Raw genomic sequence first — 17,555 nt, 5'->3', positions numbered from 1 at the left:
CTACGGGCGGACGGCTCTGGCGTACCAGCGGCCGTCGAGGCGGTCCACGTGCAGCGGGCGGCCGAAGCAGTCGGACAGGTTGCCGGGCGTGAGCACCTCCGACACCGGCCCCGCGGCCAGCAGCCGCGAGTCGCGCATGAGCAGCGCGTGCGTGGTGGTCGCGGGCACCTCCTCCAGGTGGTGGGTCACCGTGACCGTGGTCAGGACGGGACGGGTGGCGGCCAGGTGCTCGACCGCGGTGATGAGGTCCTCGCGGGCCGGCAGGTCGAGCCCGGCGAACGGCTCGTCCAGCAGCAGCACGGCGGGCTCGGCCATGAGCGCCCTGGCCACCCTGACCCGGGCGCGCTCCCCTTGCGAGCACACCCGGAACGGCCGCTCGGCCAGGTCCTTGCAGCCCAGGTCGGCCAGCAGGCGGGTGGCGCGCTCGCGCTCGGCGTCGCCGTACTTGTCCCACAGCGGGACGCTGGTGCCGGTGTGGCCGGTCAGGACCACCGTGTGGGCGGTGGCGCCCTCCTGCTCCAGCAGCTCCTCGTCGATCAGCCGCTGGCTGGCCGCGACCAGGCCGATGTGGCGGCGCAGCTCCCGCAGGTCGATCCGGCCGAGCCGGTGGCCGAGCACGCTGACCGTGCCCTCGCTCGGGTGGCGGACCGCTCCGGCCAGGGAGAGCAGGGTGGTCTTGCCCGCGCCGTTGGGGCCGAGGATCACCCAGTGATCGCCGTACTCCACCTGCCAGTCGATGGCGTCGAGCAGCGTTTTGCCGACAACCCGGACAGCTACACCTTCGAGTTCAAGCACGTGCATTCCCGCCACATTAGTCGGCCCTAGGATCGGTCGTTATGCCGCTTGCTGAGCTGACCCATGGGCTGCGCTTCGCGATCGGCACGCTCAGCGCCGTTCCCGTGCGGGTCGAACGGGTCGATCGGGAGATCGCCGGGCGGGCCATGGTGGCGGCTCCCGCGGTCGGGCTGGCGCTCGGCGCGGTGGCGGGCCTGGCGCTGCTGCTGCCGGGGCCGCCGCTGCTGGGCGCGGGGCTCGCGCTCGCGCTGCTGGCCGCGCTCACCCGCGGGCTGCACCTGGACGGGCTGGCCGACCTCGCCGACGGCCTGGGCAGCGGCAAGCCCGCCGACGCGGCCCTCGACATCATGAAAAAGTCGGACATCGGGCCATTCGGGGTGGTGACGCTGGTCCTGACGCTGCTCGTCCAGGCGGCGGCGCTGACCGGGGCCGGTCACGCCGCCCTGGTGACCGCCTGCGTGGCCGGGCGGCTGGCGCTCACCTGGGCCTGCCGGGCGAGCGTGCCCGCCGCCCGTCCAGGAGGGCTCGGGGCGATGGTGGCGGGCACCGTGAGCGATCCGGCGGCGTGGCTCGCCACGCTGGCCGCCCTCGCGGCGAGCGCCGGGCTCGGGCTGGCGGCCGGGACGTGGGCGCCGCCGTTCGCGCTGGCGGCCGGGCTCGGGGCGGCGCTGCTGCTGCTCCGGCACGCCCGGCGGCGGCTCGGCGGCATCACCGGCGACGTGCTCGGCGCGCTGGTGGAGACCGGGACGGCGGCCACGCTGGTGGTGTGCGCGATCCTGGGCTGACCACCGGCCCGCCCTCGCGGCCACGGGGGCGGTCAGGCGACCGGCTGTGGGGTGCGGGTCCGGAGGGCGCGCAGGAGGAGCACGCAGAGCAGGGCGAGCGGGACCCAGCCGACCAGCCCGGTGAGCCCGGACAGCGCCGTGTCGGGCGGCGCCGCGGCGTCCCCGAGCAGCAGCACGGCGGGAAGGACCGCGTTCAGCGAGCCGTGCGCGACCACGCAGGGCCACACGCTGCCCGTACGCAGCCGCAGCCAGCCGATCGCGATCCCGGCCAGCACGCAGAAGCCGACGAACTGCAGCGCCGCCCACGACCCGAGGCTCGGGTAGTTGTAGCCGAGCAGGGTGAGCGGGGCGTGCCACAGCCCCCAGATCGCCCCGGACAGCGCCAGGCCGCCGACCACGCCGTACGTGGAGGACAGCCGGGGCAGCAGCCAGCCGCGCCACCCCCACTCCTCGCCCAGCGCCGGGACGGCGTTGAGCACCGGGCCCGCCAGCACGCCGATGGCGATCTGCAGGTAGAGGGCCGGACCCGGATCGGCCGGCGGCTGCACGCCCGCGGCCCCGAGCGCCGCCCGGTACAGGCTGAACCGGTCGAGGTCCAGCGGGAACAGCCCGACGGCGGTGCTGAGCCCGGCGCAGACGGCGATCAGCAGCGGCACGCCCAGCCAGGCGGCCAGCACGTACCGGCCGGTGCGGCCCTTGCTCTCCCCCAGCGTCAGGCCGGTCTCGGCGGCCCACCGCCGCCAGGGCGCGCGGGACAGCGCCCACACGCCGAGCACCCCGGCGGTCGGCGTGAACATCATGACGGCGGCCAGCCCCTTGGCGGCGGGCGAGTCGAGGCCGGCGCCGAGCCAGATGGGCAGCGCCACCAGCCAGGACAGCCCGAAGGCGAGGACGAGGAAGACGGGAAGCTGCTTTCTCATGACCGTGGACGCTCCGCGACGAGGGCGTTGATGAGGGACGCGCCGCGCTCGGCGTCGTCGATGCTGATCGCCAGCCGGCCGCCGGAGCGGTAGCCGATGACCAGGCACTCGCCGCCGCGCAGCATGATGGTGGCCATGCCCGGCAGGCCGCGGAAGCCCCAGCCGCCGACCTCGCTCGGCCTGCGGACCTCCGTCCAGGCCCGGTCGATCTTCGACAGCGGGATCCTGCGCGCCGGGACGCCGAGCGGGCCGAAGCCGATGACGAGCGCGTCGTCGCCGACCCGTACGGACAGGGTGGCGGTCGCCAGCCCCGCGACCAGCGCGATCACGATCCCGGGCAGGGCCGTGGCCATCGTCGCCGCCGAGACCGCGCCAGCCAGGCGCAGCCCGCAGAGCACCACGATCACCGCCGCGGCCACGAGCGTCAGCGCGACCAGCCACGGGTTGACCAGCCGGCTGACCCAGACCGTGCGCCGGCCGGGCCGCAGGCGCATCTCCGGGGGCGGCTGCACGGCCTCGACCGGATCGGGCGCGCCCCTGCCGAGGTACCCCGCGAGCACGCCCGCGCCGAGGGACGCGACGACGACCAGCGGGACCTGCCAGCCGGGAAGGCTCGCGGCCGTCCAGTCGGCGACGCCGAGGTTGGCCGACATCGTGGCGGCCTGGGTGCCGAGCACCAGGACCCCGCCGCCGAACAGCCCGCCCCACCACAGCGCCCGCCCGTTCCTGTGCCGCAGCGCCCAGCCGCGCGCGGCGACGGCCACCAGCGCGACCCACACCACGGTCCACACCGCCGCGACCGTCAGCACGTGGGCCTGGAAGGACGCCGAGCCGTCGACGCCTCCCGCGTTCCAGTGGGTGGCCAGCGGGTCGGGCAGGCGGTCGCGCAGCCCCATGGGGCCCAGGACCAGGGCCGCGGTGACGGCCGCGCCCCACGCCGCCGCGGCGATTCGGGGGTTCATGGCAGATCCTCCAGGATGGTGATGAGGTCCTCACGGCGGTAGCCGTGCCTCTTGGCCTCCTCCAGCAGCTCGCGGGCGCGCTGCACGAGCAGTGCGCGCCCGTCGGCCCGGCCCGCGACGCTGACCCCGCGCCCCCGCCTGAACTCCAGCAGCCCTTCGTCGCGCAGGTCGCGCAGCGCGCGCAGCACGGTGTTGGGGTTGATGCCGAGCGCCCTGGCGAGGTCGCGGGCCGGCGGAAGACGGTCACCAGGCGCGTAGGAGCCCTCGCCGATGGCGCGGCGGATGGCGCCGGACACCTGTTCGTGGAGGGGCCGTGCGTCATTGAGATCGAGCGCGAGCAACATGATGCTAATGACACTAACACCATGAAACGGAATGCGCGCGACCAGCATTTGTAGGATGAACCCCTGTTTGTGAGTACGCAGAAACCGTGGATAGCATCGGTTTACGTGACCACTGTGCGGCTGAACTCAGCAGACCCAGTCTCTGTCGACACCGACGCCCTGATCGTCGGCTTCCGGCCCGGCCAGGACGGCCCCCGCCCGGCCACGGGCGCTGAGTCCCTCGACGCGGCCTTCGGCGGCAACCTCTCCGCCTCCCTCAGCTCCCTCGGCTTCTCCGGCAAACCCGGAGAGCTGACCAAGCTGCCCACGTTCGGCGCCGTCACGGCCCCGGTGCTCGTCGCCGTCGGCCTGGGCGAGTCCTCCGACCACGAGTCCCTTCGCCGCGCCGCCGGAGCCGCCGTCCGGTCGCTGGCCGGCACCGCGCGCGCCGCGCTGGCCCTGCCCGCCGACGACGACGTCCAGGCCGAGGCCGTCGCGCTGGGCGCGCTGCTCGGCGCGTACGGCTTCGACCGCTACCGCACGGGCGAGGGCCGGAAGGCCCCCGTCTCCGAGATCACCGTCCTGTCCGGACAGGCCGAGTCCGTCGCCGAGCGGGCCGGGGTGCTGGCCGAGTCGGTCGCGCTGGTCCGCGACCTGGTCAACACGCCGCCGTCCGACCTGTGGCCGGCCAAGTTCGCCGAGATCGCCGAACAGGAGGGCGCCAAGGCCGGGCTGACCGTCGAGGTGCTCGACGAGAAGCAGCTCAAGGACGGCGGCTACGGCGGCCTGGTCGGCGTCGGGCAGGGCTCGGTCAACCCACCGCGCCTGGTCCGCGTCGCCTACAACCACCCCGAGGCCGGCAAGACGCTGGCGTTCGTGGGCAAGGGCATCACGTTCGACTCCGGCGGCCTGTCGCTCAAGCCGTCGGCCGCGATGGACTGGATGAAGTCCGACATGGGCGGCGCGGGCGCCGTGCTCGGCGCGCTGATCGGCATCGCCAGGCTCGGCCTGCCGGTCAACGTCGTCGGCTACCTCTGCCTGGCCGAGAACCTGCCGAGCGGCACCGCCCAGCGTCCCTCCGACGTCCTCCACAGCTACAGCGGCAAGACCGTCGAGGTGCTCGACACCGACGCCGAGGGCCGCCTGGTGCTCATGGACGGCATCGCGCGCGCCGCCGAGGACGACCCCGACCTGATCGTCGACATCGCCACGCTGACCGGCGCCCAGATCGTCGCGCTCGGCTGGCGCACCGCGGGCGTCATGGCCAACGACGACGCCGTCCGGGAGCTGGTCGTCGAGGCCGCCACCGCCGCGGGCGAGGGCGCCTGGGGCATGCCGCTGCCGGAGGAACTGCGCAAGGGCCTCGACTCGCCGGTCGCCGACATCGCCAACCTCCACCCCGAGCGCTTCGGCGGCATGCTCACCGCGGGGATCTTCCTCAAGGAGTTCGTGCCCGACGGGGTGCGCTGGGCGCACATCGACATGGCCGGACCGGCCTACAACAAGGGCGAGGCGTACGGCTACACCCCCAAGGGCGGCACCGGCGCGATCACCCGCACCCTCATCGGACTCGCAGAGCGGCACGCGAGCATCTGAAACAAATGAAAAGATGACGGCATCACGAACACCCCGACAAGGAGCCTTCCTGTGGCCTATGACATCGTCGTCCTAGGTGGCGGCAGCGGCGGTTACGCCTGCGCGCTTCGGGCGGCCGAGCTGGGCAAGTCGGTCGTCCTCATCGAAAAGGACAAGATCGGCGGCACCTGCCTCCACAGGGGATGCATCCCCACGAAGGCCCTGCTGCACTCGGCCGAGGTCGCCGACGAGACCCGTGAGAGCGCGTCCTTCGGCGTCAAGGCGAGCTTCGAGGGCATCGACGTCCAGGGCGTGCACGCGTTCAAGGACAAGATCGTCACGCGTGCCTGGAAGGGCGTCCAGGGCCTGCTCAAGGGCGCGGGCGTGACGGTGGTCGAGGGCGAGGGCCGTCTGGCGGGCCCGCGCGGCGTGCAGGTGGGCTCGGAGGTCTACGAGGGCGCCAACCTCGTGCTGGCCACCGGCTCGGCCCCCCGCACGCTGCCCGGCCTGGAGATCGACGGCGAGCGCATCATCACCAGCGAGCACACCCTGAAGATGGACCGCGTGCCGTCGTCGGTGATCGTCCTGGGCGGCGGCGTGATCGGCGTCGAGCTGGCCAGCGTCTACCGTTCCTTCGGCGCCGAGGTCACGATCGTCGAGGCGCTGCCGCACCTGCTGCCGACCGAGGAGGAGTCCAGCTCCAAGCTGCTGGAGCGGGCCTTCCGCCGCCGCGGCATCAAGTACGAGCTGGGCGTCTTCTTCGACTCCGCCAAGACCACCGAGACGGGCGTCGTCGTCACCCTGGCCAACGGCAAGACCCTCGACGCCGAGCTCCTGCTCGTCGCGGTCGGCCGCGGCGCGGTGTCGTCCGGCATGGGCTTCGAGGAGCAGGGCGTGACCGTCGAGCGCGGCGCGGTCGTGGTCGACGAGCACTGCCAGACCTCGGTCCCCGGCGTCTACGCCATCGGCGACCTGATCCCCACGCTGCAGCTGGCCCACGCCGGGTTCGCCGAGGGCATCATGGTGGCCGAGCACATCGCCGGCCTCAACCCGCCGCCGATCGACTACGCGGGCGTGCCCCGCATCACCTACTCCGACCCCGAGGTCGCCTCGGTCGGCATCACGTCGGCGCAGGCCGCCGAGCGCGGCATCGAGATCGTCGAGCAGGTCTACGACCTGGCGGGCAACCCCAAGAGCCAGATCCTCGGCACCTCCGGGGCGGTGAAGGTGATCGCCCAGAAGGACGGGCCGGTCGTCGGCGTCCACATGGTGGGCCGGCGCATCGGCGAGCTCGTCACGGAAGGCCAGCTGATCTACAACTGGGAGGCGCTGCCCGCAGAGGTCGCCCAGCTCATCCATGCACATCCGACCCAGTCCGAGGCAGTCGGTGAGGCGATGCTGGCCCTGGCCGGCAAGCCGTTGCACGTACACAACTAGTCCAGCCCTCGAGATCAGAACGCGAGAGAAGAATAACGATGCCGGTCTCCGTACAGATGCCCCAGCTCGGCGAGAGCGTGACCGAGGGCACGGTAACCCGTTGGCTGAAGAAGGAGGGCGAGCGCGTCGAGGCCGACGAGCCGCTCCTCGAGGTCTCGACCGACAAGGTCGACACCGAGATCCCGTCGCCTTCCGCGGGTGTCCTCACCAAGATCGTCGTGGCTGAGGACGAGACGGTCGAGGTCGGCGCCGAGCTCGCCATCATCGACGAGAACGCCCAGCCGGGCGCCGCCGCCCCGGCCCCGCAGGCCGCTCCCGAGCCCGAGCCGGAGCCGGAGCCCGCCCCGGCTCCCCCGGCCTCCTCCATCCCGCAGCCGGCCCCGGCCCAGCCCGCTCCCCAGCAGGCCGCTCCCCAGCAGGCCGCGCCGCCGCAGGCTGCCCCGGCCCCCGCCCCGCAGGCCCCGGCTCCGCAGCAGGCGCCGGTCGCCGCCGCGCCCGCCGCCGAGCCCACGCCGCTGCCGTCCTCGGGCGAGAGCCCCTACGTGACGCCGCTGGTGCGCAAGCTCGCCAACGAGCACGGCGTCGACCTCGACGCGATCAGCGGCACCGGCGTCGGCGGCCGCATCCGCAAGCAGGACGTGCTGGAGGCCGCCAAGTCCCAGCGCGAGCAGGCCGCCGCCCCGGCCGCGGCTCCGGCCGCCCAGCCGGCCGCCGCCGCGCCGGCCCCGGCCGCCGCCCCGGTCGCCGCCGCGCCGGAGCCGGTCGAGGTCGACACGACGCTGCGTGGCCGTACCGAGAAGATGACGCGGCTGCGTCAGACCATCGCCAAGCGCATGGTCGAGTCGCTGCAGACCGCGGCGCAGCTCACGTCGGTCGTCGAGGTCGACGTCACGAAGATCGCCCAGCTACGGGCGCGGGCCAAGGACGACTTCTTCCGTCGCGAGGGCGTGAAGCTGACCTTCACCCCGTTCTTCGCGATGGCCACCGTCGAGGCGCTCAAGCAGCACCCGAAGCTCAACGCCACGATCAACAACGAGACCAACGAGGTCACGTACTTCGACGTGGAGAACCTGGGCGTCGCGGTCGACACCGAGCGCGGCCTGCTCGCGGCGGTCGTCAAGAACGCCGGCGACCTCAACCTCGCCGGCCTCGCCCGCAAGGTCACCGACCTGGCCGAGCGCACCCGCAACAACCAGGTGACGCCCGACGAGGTCACCGGCGGCACGTTCACGCTGACCAACACCGGCAGCCGTGGCGCGCTGTTCGACACCCCGATCCTCAACCAGCCGCAGGTGGGCATGCTCGGCACCGGCGCGGTCGTCAAGCGGCCCGTCGTGCTCGACACGCCCGAGGGCGAGGTCATCGCGGTGCGGTCGATGGTCTACCTGGCGCTGACCTACGACCACCGCCTGGTCGACGGCGCCGACGCCGCCCGCTTCCTGACGACGATCAAGCGTCGCCTGGAGGAGGGCCGCTTCGAGGCCCAGCTCGGGCTCGCGTAGTCAGCACGCCTGACAGGCCGGGTGGCTCCTTCGGGGGGCCGCCCGGCCTTTGGCGTACTGTGGGGTCATGGCGATCATCGTGACCGGGGCGTCCGGCCTGCTCGGCACGGCGCTGGCCGACGCGCTGCGCGAGGAGGGGCGGGAGGTCCTCCGGCTGGTCCGGCGGGAGCCCGCGGGGCCGGGAGAGGCCTTCTGGGACCCGTCGGCGGGGGTGATCGACCGGGCCGCGCTCGAAGGGGCCGAGGGCGTGGTGCACCTGGCCGGGGCCTCGGTCGGCGACCGGCGCTGGACGGCGGCCTACAAGCGTGAGCTGGTGCGCAGCCGCGTCGAGGGTACCCGGCTGCTGGTCGACGCCCTGCGCGCGCTCGGCAGCCCGCCCCCGGTGCTGCTGTCGGCCTCCGGGGTCGACTTCTACGGCGACACGGGCGGCCGGGAGATCGACGAGAGCCAGGGCAGGGGCCAGGGGTTCCTGGCCGAGCTGTGCGAGCGCTGGGAGCGGGAGGCCGAGCGGGCCGCGGAGGCCGGCTGCCGGGTCGCGCGGCTGCGTACGGCGATGGTGCTGAGCCCGCACGGCGGGGCGCTCGGGCGCATGTTGCCGATCTTCCGCATCGGGCTGGGCGCGCCGCTGGGGACCGGACGGCAGTACTGGTCGTGGATCTCCCTGCACGATTGGGTGGCCGCCGCCCTACATATCCTGAAAAATCGGGATATCGAGGGTCCGGTGAATCTTGGGTCGCCTTCTCCGGTCACCAACGAAGAATTCACTCGGACTCTGGGTAAATGCCTGCGTAAAGGTACTGTCCCCATGCCCGTACCGGCGTTCGCCCTGTCCATCGGGGTGGGCGAATTCGCCCGCGCGGGGCTGCTGCCGAGCCATCGGATGATCCCGCGGAAACTGCTTGACAACGGCTACGGCTTCACGCATACCCGTCTCGACGAGGCGCTGCGCGCCGTACTGTAGGGTGCCGTTCGTCCTTCAGCACGCGGGAGATCCGACATGAGCAGGTCAGGGCAGTCGCACATTCTGGCGATCGGGGGCGGGTCGTTCCGCCCGAGCGAGCGTCACAACTTCATCGAGGCGAGCGGGCTGCTGCGGTACGGCCTCGACCTGACCGGCCAGGACCGCCCCAAGCTCGGCCTGGTCGCCACCGCGCTCGGCGACTCCTCCGACTGGCTGCTGAAGATGTACGGCGCCTTCTCCGGCTGGGACGTCGAGCTGAGCCACCTGACCGTCTTCCCCATGCCCAACGTCGAGGACGCCCGCTCGTGGGCGCTCGAACAGGACATGATCTACGTCAGCGGCGGCAGTGTGGCCAACCTGATGGCGTTGTGGCGGCTGCACGGCCTCGACGAGGTCTTCGAGGAGGCCTGGCGGGCGGGCGTGGTGCTGTCCGGGCAGAGCGCGGGCGCCCTGTGCTGGCACGTGGGCGGCAACACCGACTCCTTCGGCCCGGCGCTGCGTCCGTGGGCCGACGGGCTCGCGCTGCTGCCGTACTCGTGCGGGGTCCACTACAACGCCGAGCCGCAGCGCCGCCCGCTGCTGCAGGAGTCGGTCGCCTCGGGCGAGCTGCCCGGCGGGTACGCCGCCGACGAGGGCGTCGCCCTGCACTACGTGGGCACCGAGTTCATCCAGGCGGTCACCGTCGACCCGCGCGCCTACGCCTACCGGCTGGAGTACGACGGCTCCAACGGCGTCAAGGAGTTCAGGATCGAGCCACGCCTGTTGACCTCCTGATTACCCTGACAGGGTGAGGGAACGGCACAATAGGCTCATGCGCCCCATCCACGGGGACGATCCCCACGCGCTGGCCGTCGTCCGCCTTGGTGTGGACGTCCCCTACGAGCAAGCCTGGTCGTTGCAGCGCTGGATGCACGGCAAGCGGGTCGCCGGCGAGCTGGGCGACGCGGTACTGATCCTTGAGCACGCGCCCGTCTACACCGCGGGCAGGCGCACCCTGCCCGGCGACCGTCCCGCCGACGGCACCCCCGTCGTCGACGTCGACCGGGGCGGCCGGGTCACCTGGCACGGCCCCGGCCAGCTCGTCGCCTACCCCATCGTGGCCGTGGCCGACGTGACCCGTTACGTCTGCGCCCTTGAGGAGACGATGATCCAGGTGTGCGCGGACTTCGGCGTCACCGGGCGGCGGGTGCCGGGGCGTCCGGGGGTGTGGGCGGCGGGCGACGTCGCCCTGGGGCTGCCCGACCGGCAGCTCGGCGCGGTCGGCATCCGCGTCGCGCGCGGCGTGACGATGCACGGGTTCGCGCTCAACTGCGCCAACGACCCGAGGTGGTTCAACCGGATCACGCCGTGCGGGCTGCCCGACGCGGGGGTCTCCTCGTTGTCGGCGGAGACCGGCCGCCGGATCGTGGCCGAGGAGGTCGTCCCGATCGCCGAGAAGCGGCTGGCCGAGGCGCTCGGCAGGGAGCCGTTCGACCTGCACGAGGAGGATCTGCTGCGCAGGTGACCGAATCGGCATCGAACAGCGGTCGAATCTGGATCTTTCCGGCTTAACATCGCCGTGTGAAGCGTTCTGCCGCTCTCGTTCTCGCGCTCCTCGTCCACCTGCTCACGCTGGCCTTCCTCGCGCTGGGCGCGTGGGCCGTGCTGGCGCATCTCGACTCCCTCGTCGCGTGGCTGCTCGGCGGGGTGAGCCTGGCCGTGGGATGGGCGCTGCGACCGCGCCTCCCCCGCCTGCCGGCCGACGCCGAGGTGCTCGACCGCGCCGCGGCCGGTGAGCTGTACGCCCTGGCCGACCGCGTGGCCGACCGGGCCCGCGTCAAGAGGCCGCGCAAGGTCGCGGTCAGGGACCTGGCCACCGAGACCGTCTATGACCATGTGGGCGTGCCGCGGACGCCGGTGCTGGTCATCGGGCTGCCGTTGTGGCTGGCCCTGCCGCCCCGGCAGCGGGTGGCGCTGCTGGCCACCGCGTACGCGCGGCCCTCGGCCGGCGAGGAGCTGATCGTGGACGGCGCTCTGTTCACGCTGGCCGCCTGGCGCGACGCGCTGCTCGGGTCGAGCGCTCCGCTGAAGATCAGGGAGGAGGCCCAGGCCGCGATCGCCAGGTCCTCGCTGGGCGCGCTCGACCAGCCCGGCACGACGTACGAGGCGGCGGGGGCCATCGGCCGGGTGATCGGGCGGGTGCTGGGCGGCCCGGTGCTGCTGGCGGAGTACGCGCTGACGGCGCTGGCCCGCGCCGGGCGCTCCCGTACCGAGGAGCGGCGGGAGGCGATCGCGCGGCGGGTCGTGTCCGAGGACGAGCTGGCCGAGCTGCGTGACCTGGCCGCCGGCGGCTATCTGGCGCCGATCCAGGCCGCGGCGCTGCGCGGCGAGAGCGTCCCGGCGATCAGGCAGGGCGCGCTGGCCCGCCACCGGCTCACCGACGACGGCGTGCTGACCTCGGCGCCGCATTCGGAGCTGCTGGGCACCGCCGGGTCCGCGCTGATCGACGAGGAGCTGCTGCGCCACTACACCAGGGCGATCCGCGGCTTCGGCCTGATCACCTGACCCTCGACCGGTCCGGTTCGGCGGCGGACGTAAGCTGGACGGGTGACCGTTGCTCCTGATGGCCGAAAGCTCCTCCGCCTGGAGGTGCGTAACGCCGAGACCCCTATCGAGCGCAAGCCCCCGTGGATCAAGACCAAGCTGAAGACGGGCCCCGAATACACCGAGCTGAAATCGCTGGTGCGACGGGAGGGCCTGCACACGGTCTGTGAAGAGGCGGGCTGTCCCAACATCTACGAGTGCTGGGAAGACCGCGAGGCGACCTTCCTCATCGGCGGCGACCAGTGCACGCGCCGGTGCGACTTCTGCCAGATCGACACGGGCAAGCCCAAGGAATACGACCGCGACGAGCCGCGCCGGGTCGCCGAGTCCGTCCAGCAGATGGGCCTGCGCTACGCGACCGTGACCGGCGTGGCCCGCGACGACCTGCCCGACGGCGGCGCCTGGCTCTACGCCGAGACCGCGCGGCAGATCCACGCCCTGCTGCCGGGCTGCGGCGTCGAGCTGCTGGTGCCCGACTTCAACGGCAACCGCGACCAACTGGAGGAGGTCTTCTCCAGCAAGCCCGAGGTGTTCGCCCACAACGTGGAGACGGTGCCGCGCATCTTCAAGCGCATCCGCCCGGCCTTCCGCTACGAGCGTTCGCTCGGGGTGATCACGACGGCCCGCGAGGCCGGGCTGGTCACCAAGTCCAACCTGATCCTGGGCATGGGCGAGACCCGCGAAGAGGTCGTCGAGGCGATGCGCGACCTCCACGCCGCCGGCACCGACCTGCTCACGATCACCCAATACCTGCGTCCGACGCCGCGCCACCACCCGGTGGAGCGCTGGGTCAAGCCGGAGGAGTTCGTCGAGCTGCAGGCCGAGGCCGAGGCGATCGGGTTCGCCGGGGTGCTGTCCGGCCCGCTGGTGCGCTCGTCCTACCGCGCGGGCAGGCTCTACCAGCAGGCCATCGCGGCCCGCCAGACCACCTGATCCCGCACGAGCGGAGCCCCGGGCCGTTTGCCCGGGGCTTTTCGCGTCCCTAGCATGGCAGGGCTGCCGAAGAGGGGCGAGGCGATGGCGACCGTGATCCGCACCAGCGACCTGCCCGCGCGCAGCCGTCACGACGCCTGGCGCGGCATCGTCTGCGACACGCTCGGCCCGCTCGACCTGCGCATCGACTCCGACGCGCCGCTGCGGGGCGAGATCGAGCTGGGGCAATTAGGCCCGGTGAGCGTGGGCCGGGTGCGCACGTCCACGCCGCACAGCGTCCACCGCACGGCGAAGCTGATCCACCGCGACAACCCCGAGCTCTACCGGGCCGTGCTGGCCGTCTCGGGCAACCCGGTGCTGCGCCAGGACGGCCGCGAGATCCGCCTGGACAAGGGCGAGTTCGCCATCTACGACTTCACCCGGCCCTACGAGATCGCCTACGACTCGGCCGTGCAGCTGGCGGTGTTCAGCTTCCCGCACGAGCTGCTGCCGCTGCCGTACGACGACGTGGCCCGGCTGACCGCGGTGCCCGTCTCGGCGCGCGACGGCGCCGGCGCGCTGGCCGTTCCGCTGCTGCGCCGGGTCACCCAGGACTACGGCGACTACACCCCGGCCAGCGCGGCCCGGCTGGCGACGGTGGTGATGGACCTGGTCACCACGGCCCTGGCCGAGCGCGCCGAGCAGGCCGCCGCGGTGCCCGAGGACGCCCGCCGCCGCGCGCTGCTGCTGCGCGTGCGCGCCTTCATCGACCAGCGCCTGGGCCGGTCCGACCTCGACCCGGCCATGGTGGCCGAGGCGCACCACGTCTCGGTGCGCTACCTGCACCGGCTGTTCGAGTCCGAGAACACGACGGTGGCCGCCTGGATCAGGCGCCGGCGGCTGGAGCGCTGCCGCGCCGACCTGCTCGCCGCCCGCCACGTGCCGGTGAGCGAGGTGGGGGCCCGGTGGGGGCTGCCCGATTCGGCGCACTTCAGCAGGCTGTTCAAGCGGGCGTACGGGCTGCCGCCCGCCGAGTTCCGGCGCGCCAACCCCGTGCGCTGATCGTCAACTTCCCTGGCGCTGGGATCCAAGACGCGCGGGGCCGTGGTGAGCAGACTGAAGGTGTCACAAACACCTCAGAACGCTAAGGATCACGACATGCAGCTCTTTCTCAACCTGCCGGTCAAGGACCTGGACCGGTCGCAGAAGTTCTTCACCGACCTCGGCCTCTCCATGTACGGCATGGCCGAGGGCATGGCCTCGATCCTGATCAACGAGCAGACGCAGGTGATGCTGCTCACCGAGCCGACGTTCGCCATGTACGTCAGCAAGGAGATCGCCGACGCCGCCACCAGCACCGAGGCCATCGTGGTGCTCGGCATGGAGAACCCGGCCCAGGTGGACGAGCTGGTGGACAAGGCGCTCGCGCTCGGCGCCACCCCGGCCGGTGTGCCGCAGGAGGCCGGGTTCCGCTACCAGCGCGGCTTCGCCGACCTCGACGGGCACCACTGGGAGGCCCTCTGCCTGGTCCAGCCCGCGTGAGCGGCCGGGTCACCTCGGCGGACGGCACCGTGCTCGCCTTCGACAGGCACGGTGCCGGGCCCGCGGTCGTGCTGGTCAACGGCGCGTTCGGCGACCGGGCGCACCCCACGCTGGCGGGCGTGGCCGCCGCCCTGTCGCCCTGGTTCACGGTCGTCAACTACGACCGCAGGGGCCGGGGCGGCAGCGGCGACACCCGCCCGTACGCGGTCGAGCGGGAGATCGAGGACCTGGCGGCGGTGATCGGCGCGGCGGGCGGGACGGCCATGGTGTTCGGGGGCTCGTCCGGCGCGGCGCTCGTGCTGGAGGCCGCCGCGCGGGGGCTCGGCATCACGAGGGTGGCGGTGTGGGAGCCGCCGTACCACGTGGACGACCACGCTCCCCCGCTGCCGGACGACTTCGCCGCGCAGCTCGACGCGCTGGTCGAGGCGGACCGGTGGGAGGAGGCGGTCGAGCGGTTCATGGTGGAGGCGGCCGAGGTGCCGGCCGAGGCCGTGGCCGCGATGCGGGCCGACGCGTCGTGGGCGCACCTCAAGGGCGTGGCCCGCACGCTGGCCTACGAGGCCGCCGTCCTCGGGCCGGGCAACCGGCTGCCGGCCGCCACGCTGGCCAGGATCGCGCAACCGCTGCTCGTGCTGAGCGGGGAGCGCAGCCCGCGGTGGATGGCGGGCGCGGCTCTGGCGGTCACGGCGGCCGTGCCGGGGGCGCGGCACCGGGTGCTGGAGGATCAGGCCCACGCCGTGACGCCGGAGGCACTGGTGCCCGAATTGCTGGAGTTCTTCGCACGGTGACAGGCTTTGCGTAACGTAAAGGCCACAAACCTATCGAGTGCTCGGTTTTCTGGTGAACACTGTTGCCGTGGAACTCGACGAACTGATCGACCGGCTCGACCTGCCCACCAAGATCCGCCTGCTCACCGGGGCCGGCATGTGGTCCCTTCCGGCGATCCCCGAGATCGGTCTCGACCGGCTCGTGATGAGCGACGGCCCGATCGGCGTACGCGGTGAGCAGTGGACCTCCGCCGACCCGTCGATCGCGCTGCCCAGCCCGACCGCGCTCGCGGCCACCTGGGACGTGGACCTCGTCCGGCGGGCCGGCGCGCTGCTGGCCCAGGAGGCCCGGCGCAAGGGCGTGCACGTGCTGCTCGCGCCCACGATCAACCTGCACCGCTCCCCGCTCGGCGGCCGGCACTTCGAGTGCTTCTCGGAGGACCCGTACCTGACGGGCGAGATCGGCGCGGCCTACGTCGAGGGCGTGCAGGCGGGCGGCGTGGCCACCACGCCCAAGCACTTCGTCGCCAACGACTTCGAGACCGACCGCTTCACCGTGAACGTCGAGGTCGGCGAGAAGGCGCTGCGCGAGGTGTACCTGCGGCCGTTCGAGCGGGTCGTGCGGGCCGGCGCCTGGGGGCTGATGACGGCCTACAACTCGGTGAACGGCACCACCATGACCGAGCACTCCGACCTGGTCAACGGCGTGCTCAAGGACGAGTGGGGGTTCGACGGGCTCGTCGTGTCCGACTGGACGGCCGTGCGCAGCACCGAGGCCGCCGCCCTGGGCGGGACCGACGTGGCCATGCCCGGACCGTTCGGCCCGTGGGGGGACAGGCTGGAGGCCGCCGTACGGGAGGGGCGGGTGCCGGAGTCGGTCGTCGACGACAAGGTCCGGCGCGTCCTGCGGCTGGCCCGCCGTACGGGCGCGCTCGGCGGCGGCGACCGGCCCGCCCAGGCCGCCCCGGCCGTCGTCGACGGTGTCGCGCTGGCCCGCGAGGTGGCCGTGCGCGGGTTCACGCTGCTCACCAACGACGGCGTGCTGCCGCTGCGGGACGTGCGCACGCTGGCGCTCATCGGCTCGGCCGCCGGCCGGGCCCGGGTCATGGGCGGCGGCAGCGCCCAGGTCTTCCCCGACCGGATCGTCTCCCCGCTGGCCGGGCTGAGCGCGCTGGAGGGCGTCGAGGTCCGCCACGCCGTCGGGACCGACCCGCGCATCCGCCTGGCCCCGCTGGCCTGCCCGGCCGTGGCGCAGTTCCTCGACGCCGACGGCGGCCTGCTGGCCGAGCATCCGCTGGCGGCGGCCGAGGCGCGGTGGATCGGCGAGCTGCCGCCGGACGTGGACGGCGAGCGGCTCAAGGCCGTACGGCTGCGGGCGGCGTACACGCCGGACCGGGCGGGCCGGCACGAGCTGGCGGTGGCGGGCGTGGGCCGCTTCACCGTGACGGTGAACGGGGAGACGGTCTTCGACGCGGCGGTCGAGCTGGAGGGCGGCGATCCGGCGGCCGCGTTCCTGTCGCCGCCGGAGCGGCGGTTCGCCGTCGAGATGGCCGCGGGCGAGCCGTACGAGCTGTGCGTGACGCATCCGGCGGGGGCCCTCGGCGGCATGGCGTTCGTGGCGTACACGCTGGGCCACGCCGACCCGGCGCCGGGCCCGGACGAGCTGATCGCCGAGGCCGTGCGGCTGGCGGCGGACTGCGACGTGGCGGTGGTCGTGGCCTCGACCACGCCCGAGGTCGAGAGCGAGGGCTTCGACCGCGCGGACCTCGCGCTCCCCGGCCGCCAGGACGAGCTGATCCGCGCCGTGGCCGCGGCCAACCCGCGCACGGTGGTCGTGGTCAACGCGGGCTCGCCGGTCGAGATGCCGTGGGCCGAGGAGGTCGCGGCCGTGCTGCTGACCTGGTTCCCCGGGCAGGAGGCCGGGTCGGCGCTGGCCGACGTGCTGTCCGGGCGCGCCGAGCCCGGCGGCCGCCTGCCCACCACGTGGCCGGCGACGCTCCAGGACGCGCCCGTCACGGACGTCACCCCCGTGGACGGCGCTGTGGCCTACGACGAGGGCACGCACATCGGGTACCGGGCCTGGGAGCGGTCCGGGCGGGTTCCGGCCTTCTGGTTCGGCCACGGGCTCGGCTACACGACGTGGAGCTACGACTCGATCGCCGCCGAGGGCGGCACCGTGACCGTCGCGCTGACCAACACCGGCGACCGCTTCGGCCGCGAGGTCGTGCAGATCTACGTCCGCCAGGGCGCCGAACGCCGCCTCGCCGGGTTCGACGTGGTCGAGGCCGAGCCGGGAGAGACCGTGATCACGACCGTCTTCCTGCCCGAACGCGCCTTCCAGGTGTGGGAGGACGGCTGGCGCACGGTCGAGGGCGAGTACACGCTCCAGGCGTCGCACCACGTCGCGGACCCGAGGCTGTCGATCACGGTGAAGATCTAGCGAAAAGGCCAGGCGCATTTTCCATAGTGCACCAGTTGGTTTGTATCCTTC

17 protein-coding genes are annotated in these 17,555 nt (G+C 73.2%); 13 read left to right on the top strand and 4 right to left on the bottom strand.

The genetic code is table 11. From position 1 onward, the window contains the following. Window positions 1-801 (bottom strand): ABC transporter ATP-binding protein, encoded by an 801-nt coding sequence (locus ACIHAD_RS10115; protein ID WP_397354028.1) that lies wholly within the window; start codon window positions 799-801, stop codon window positions 1-3. Window positions 802-836: 35 nt separating this feature from the next. On the opposite strand from ACIHAD_RS10115, the gene ACIHAD_RS10110 reads away from it, so the two are divergent. Further along, entirely contained in the window at window positions 837-1,580 is a 744-nt protein-coding gene (locus ACIHAD_RS10110; RefSeq protein ID WP_397354027.1) for an adenosylcobinamide-GDP ribazoletransferase, read from the top strand. A 32-nt stretch (window positions 1,581-1,612) separates the two neighbouring features. Here ACIHAD_RS10110 and ACIHAD_RS10105 read toward each other — a convergent pair whose 3' ends face one another. Genes ACIHAD_RS10105 through ACIHAD_RS10095 form a run of 3 tightly spaced genes read right to left on the bottom strand, consistent with a single transcriptional unit; the run spans window position 1,613 to window position 3,806 of the window. Continuing rightward, a complete protein-coding gene (locus ACIHAD_RS10105) occupies window positions 1,613-2,500 on the bottom strand; it encodes a CPBP family intramembrane glutamic endopeptidase (RefSeq protein ID WP_397354026.1) in 888 nt (295 codons plus the stop codon). Then, window positions 2,497-3,462: a hypothetical protein gene (locus ACIHAD_RS10100; RefSeq protein ID WP_397354025.1), complete on the bottom strand. Its 966-nt coding sequence runs from the start codon at window positions 3,460-3,462 to the stop codon at window positions 2,497-2,499. The genes ACIHAD_RS10105 and ACIHAD_RS10100 overlap by 4 nt, the downstream gene beginning before the upstream one ends. After that, the gene (locus ACIHAD_RS10095) at window positions 3,459-3,806 is read right to left on the bottom strand and encodes a GntR family transcriptional regulator (protein ID WP_397354024.1); all 348 of its coding nucleotides are present in this window, start codon (window positions 3,804-3,806) and stop codon (window positions 3,459-3,461) included. Before ACIHAD_RS10095 ends, ACIHAD_RS10100 begins: the two co-directional genes overlap by 4 nt. Before the next feature lie 105 nt (window positions 3,807-3,911). Here ACIHAD_RS10095 and ACIHAD_RS10090 point away from each other — a divergent pair, with 105 nt between their 5' ends. From ACIHAD_RS10090 to ACIHAD_RS10035, 12 genes are all read left to right on the top strand, one after another. Next, window positions 3,912-5,381 (top strand): leucyl aminopeptidase, encoded by a 1,470-nt coding sequence (locus ACIHAD_RS10090; RefSeq protein ID WP_397354023.1) that lies wholly within the window; start codon window positions 3,912-3,914, stop codon window positions 5,379-5,381. A 51-nt stretch (window positions 5,382-5,432) separates the two neighbouring features. Continuing rightward, a complete protein-coding gene (gene lpdA, locus ACIHAD_RS10085) occupies window positions 5,433-6,797 on the top strand; it encodes a dihydrolipoyl dehydrogenase (protein WP_397354022.1) in 1,365 nt (454 codons plus the stop codon). Between the two features lie 38 nt (window positions 6,798-6,835). Beyond that, window positions 6,836-8,299: a 2-oxoglutarate dehydrogenase, E2 component, dihydrolipoamide succinyltransferase gene (gene sucB, locus ACIHAD_RS10080; protein WP_397354021.1), complete on the top strand. Its 1,464-nt coding sequence runs from the start codon at window positions 6,836-6,838 to the stop codon at window positions 8,297-8,299. A 67-nt stretch (window positions 8,300-8,366) separates the two neighbouring features. Further along, on the top strand, window positions 8,367-9,260 hold the full coding sequence (locus ACIHAD_RS10075; protein ID WP_397354020.1) for a TIGR01777 family oxidoreductase: 894 nt from the start codon (window positions 8,367-8,369) through the stop codon (window positions 9,258-9,260). A 36-nt stretch (window positions 9,261-9,296) separates the two neighbouring features. Further along, window positions 9,297-10,034: a Type 1 glutamine amidotransferase-like domain-containing protein gene (locus ACIHAD_RS10070; protein ID WP_397354019.1), complete on the top strand. Its 738-nt coding sequence runs from the start codon at window positions 9,297-9,299 to the stop codon at window positions 10,032-10,034. Between the two features lie 37 nt (window positions 10,035-10,071). Then, window positions 10,072-10,764 carry a lipoyl(octanoyl) transferase LipB gene (gene lipB, locus ACIHAD_RS10065; protein WP_397354018.1) on the top strand — a complete coding sequence of 231 codons (693 nt, stop codon included), beginning with the start codon at window positions 10,072-10,074 and terminating at the stop codon, window positions 10,762-10,764. A gap of 56 nt (window positions 10,765-10,820) precedes the next feature. Then, window positions 10,821-11,804: a hypothetical protein gene (locus ACIHAD_RS10060; protein WP_397354017.1), complete on the top strand. Its 984-nt coding sequence runs from the start codon at window positions 10,821-10,823 to the stop codon at window positions 11,802-11,804. A 42-nt stretch (window positions 11,805-11,846) separates the two neighbouring features. Next, on the top strand, window positions 11,847-12,776 hold the full coding sequence (gene lipA / locus ACIHAD_RS10055; protein ID WP_357993008.1) for a lipoyl synthase: 930 nt from the start codon (window positions 11,847-11,849) through the stop codon (window positions 12,774-12,776). Between the two features lie 54 nt (window positions 12,777-12,830). Next, window positions 12,831-13,817 (top strand): helix-turn-helix domain-containing protein, encoded by a 987-nt coding sequence (locus ACIHAD_RS10050; RefSeq protein WP_397354016.1) that lies wholly within the window; start codon window positions 12,831-12,833, stop codon window positions 13,815-13,817. A gap of 96 nt (window positions 13,818-13,913) precedes the next feature. Continuing rightward, window positions 13,914-14,297, top strand: coding sequence for a VOC family protein (locus ACIHAD_RS10045; protein ID WP_397354015.1), 384 nt, complete (start codon window positions 13,914-13,916; stop codon window positions 14,295-14,297). Beyond that, window positions 14,294-15,085 carry an alpha/beta fold hydrolase gene (locus ACIHAD_RS10040; RefSeq protein WP_397354014.1) on the top strand — a complete coding sequence of 264 codons (792 nt, stop codon included), beginning with the start codon at window positions 14,294-14,296 and terminating at the stop codon, window positions 15,083-15,085. Before ACIHAD_RS10045 ends, ACIHAD_RS10040 begins: the two co-directional genes overlap by 4 nt. Before the next feature lie 67 nt (window positions 15,086-15,152). Beyond that, the gene (locus ACIHAD_RS10035) at window positions 15,153-17,504 is read left to right on the top strand and encodes a beta-glucosidase (protein ID WP_397354013.1); all 2,352 of its coding nucleotides are present in this window, start codon (window positions 15,153-15,155) and stop codon (window positions 17,502-17,504) included. The last annotated feature ends 51 nt before the right edge of the window (window positions 17,505-17,555 follow it).

The sequence above is a fragment of the Nonomuraea sp. NPDC052265 genome, assembly GCF_044547985.1.
Taxonomy (GTDB): domain Bacteria; phylum Actinomycetota; class Actinomycetes; order Streptosporangiales; family Streptosporangiaceae; genus Nonomuraea.
This window is presented reverse-complemented; position numbering and strand designations above follow the sequence as displayed.

Bases quoted from the DNA above. Each gene is read 5' to 3' on its own strand.
- ACIHAD_RS10115 (WP_397354028.1), bottom strand. From the start codon at position 801: ATGCACGTGCTTGAACTCGAAGGTGTAGCTGTCCGGGTTGTCGGCAAA.
- ACIHAD_RS10110 (WP_397354027.1), top strand. From the start codon at position 837: ATGCCGCTTGCTGAGCTGACCCATGGGCTGCGCTTCGCGATCGGCACG.
- ACIHAD_RS10105 (WP_397354026.1), bottom strand. From the start codon at position 2,500: ATGAGAAAGCAGCTTCCCGTCTTCCTCGTCCTCGCCTTCGGGCTGTCC.
- ACIHAD_RS10100 (WP_397354025.1), bottom strand. From the start codon at position 3,462: ATGAACCCCCGAATCGCCGCGGCGGCGTGGGGCGCGGCCGTCACCGCG.
- ACIHAD_RS10095 (WP_397354024.1), bottom strand. From the start codon at position 3,806: ATGTTGCTCGCGCTCGATCTCAATGACGCACGGCCCCTCCACGAACAG.
- sucB (WP_397354021.1), top strand. From the start codon at position 6,836: ATGCCGGTCTCCGTACAGATGCCCCAGCTCGGCGAGAGCGTGACCGAG.
- ACIHAD_RS10075 (WP_397354020.1), top strand. From the start codon at position 8,367: ATGGCGATCATCGTGACCGGGGCGTCCGGCCTGCTCGGCACGGCGCTG.
- ACIHAD_RS10070 (WP_397354019.1), top strand. From the start codon at position 9,297: ATGAGCAGGTCAGGGCAGTCGCACATTCTGGCGATCGGGGGCGGGTCG.
- lipB (WP_397354018.1), top strand. From the start codon at position 10,072: ATGCGCCCCATCCACGGGGACGATCCCCACGCGCTGGCCGTCGTCCGC.
- ACIHAD_RS10050 (WP_397354016.1), top strand. From the start codon at position 12,831: ATGGCAGGGCTGCCGAAGAGGGGCGAGGCGATGGCGACCGTGATCCGC.
- ACIHAD_RS10045 (WP_397354015.1), top strand. From the start codon at position 13,914: ATGCAGCTCTTTCTCAACCTGCCGGTCAAGGACCTGGACCGGTCGCAG.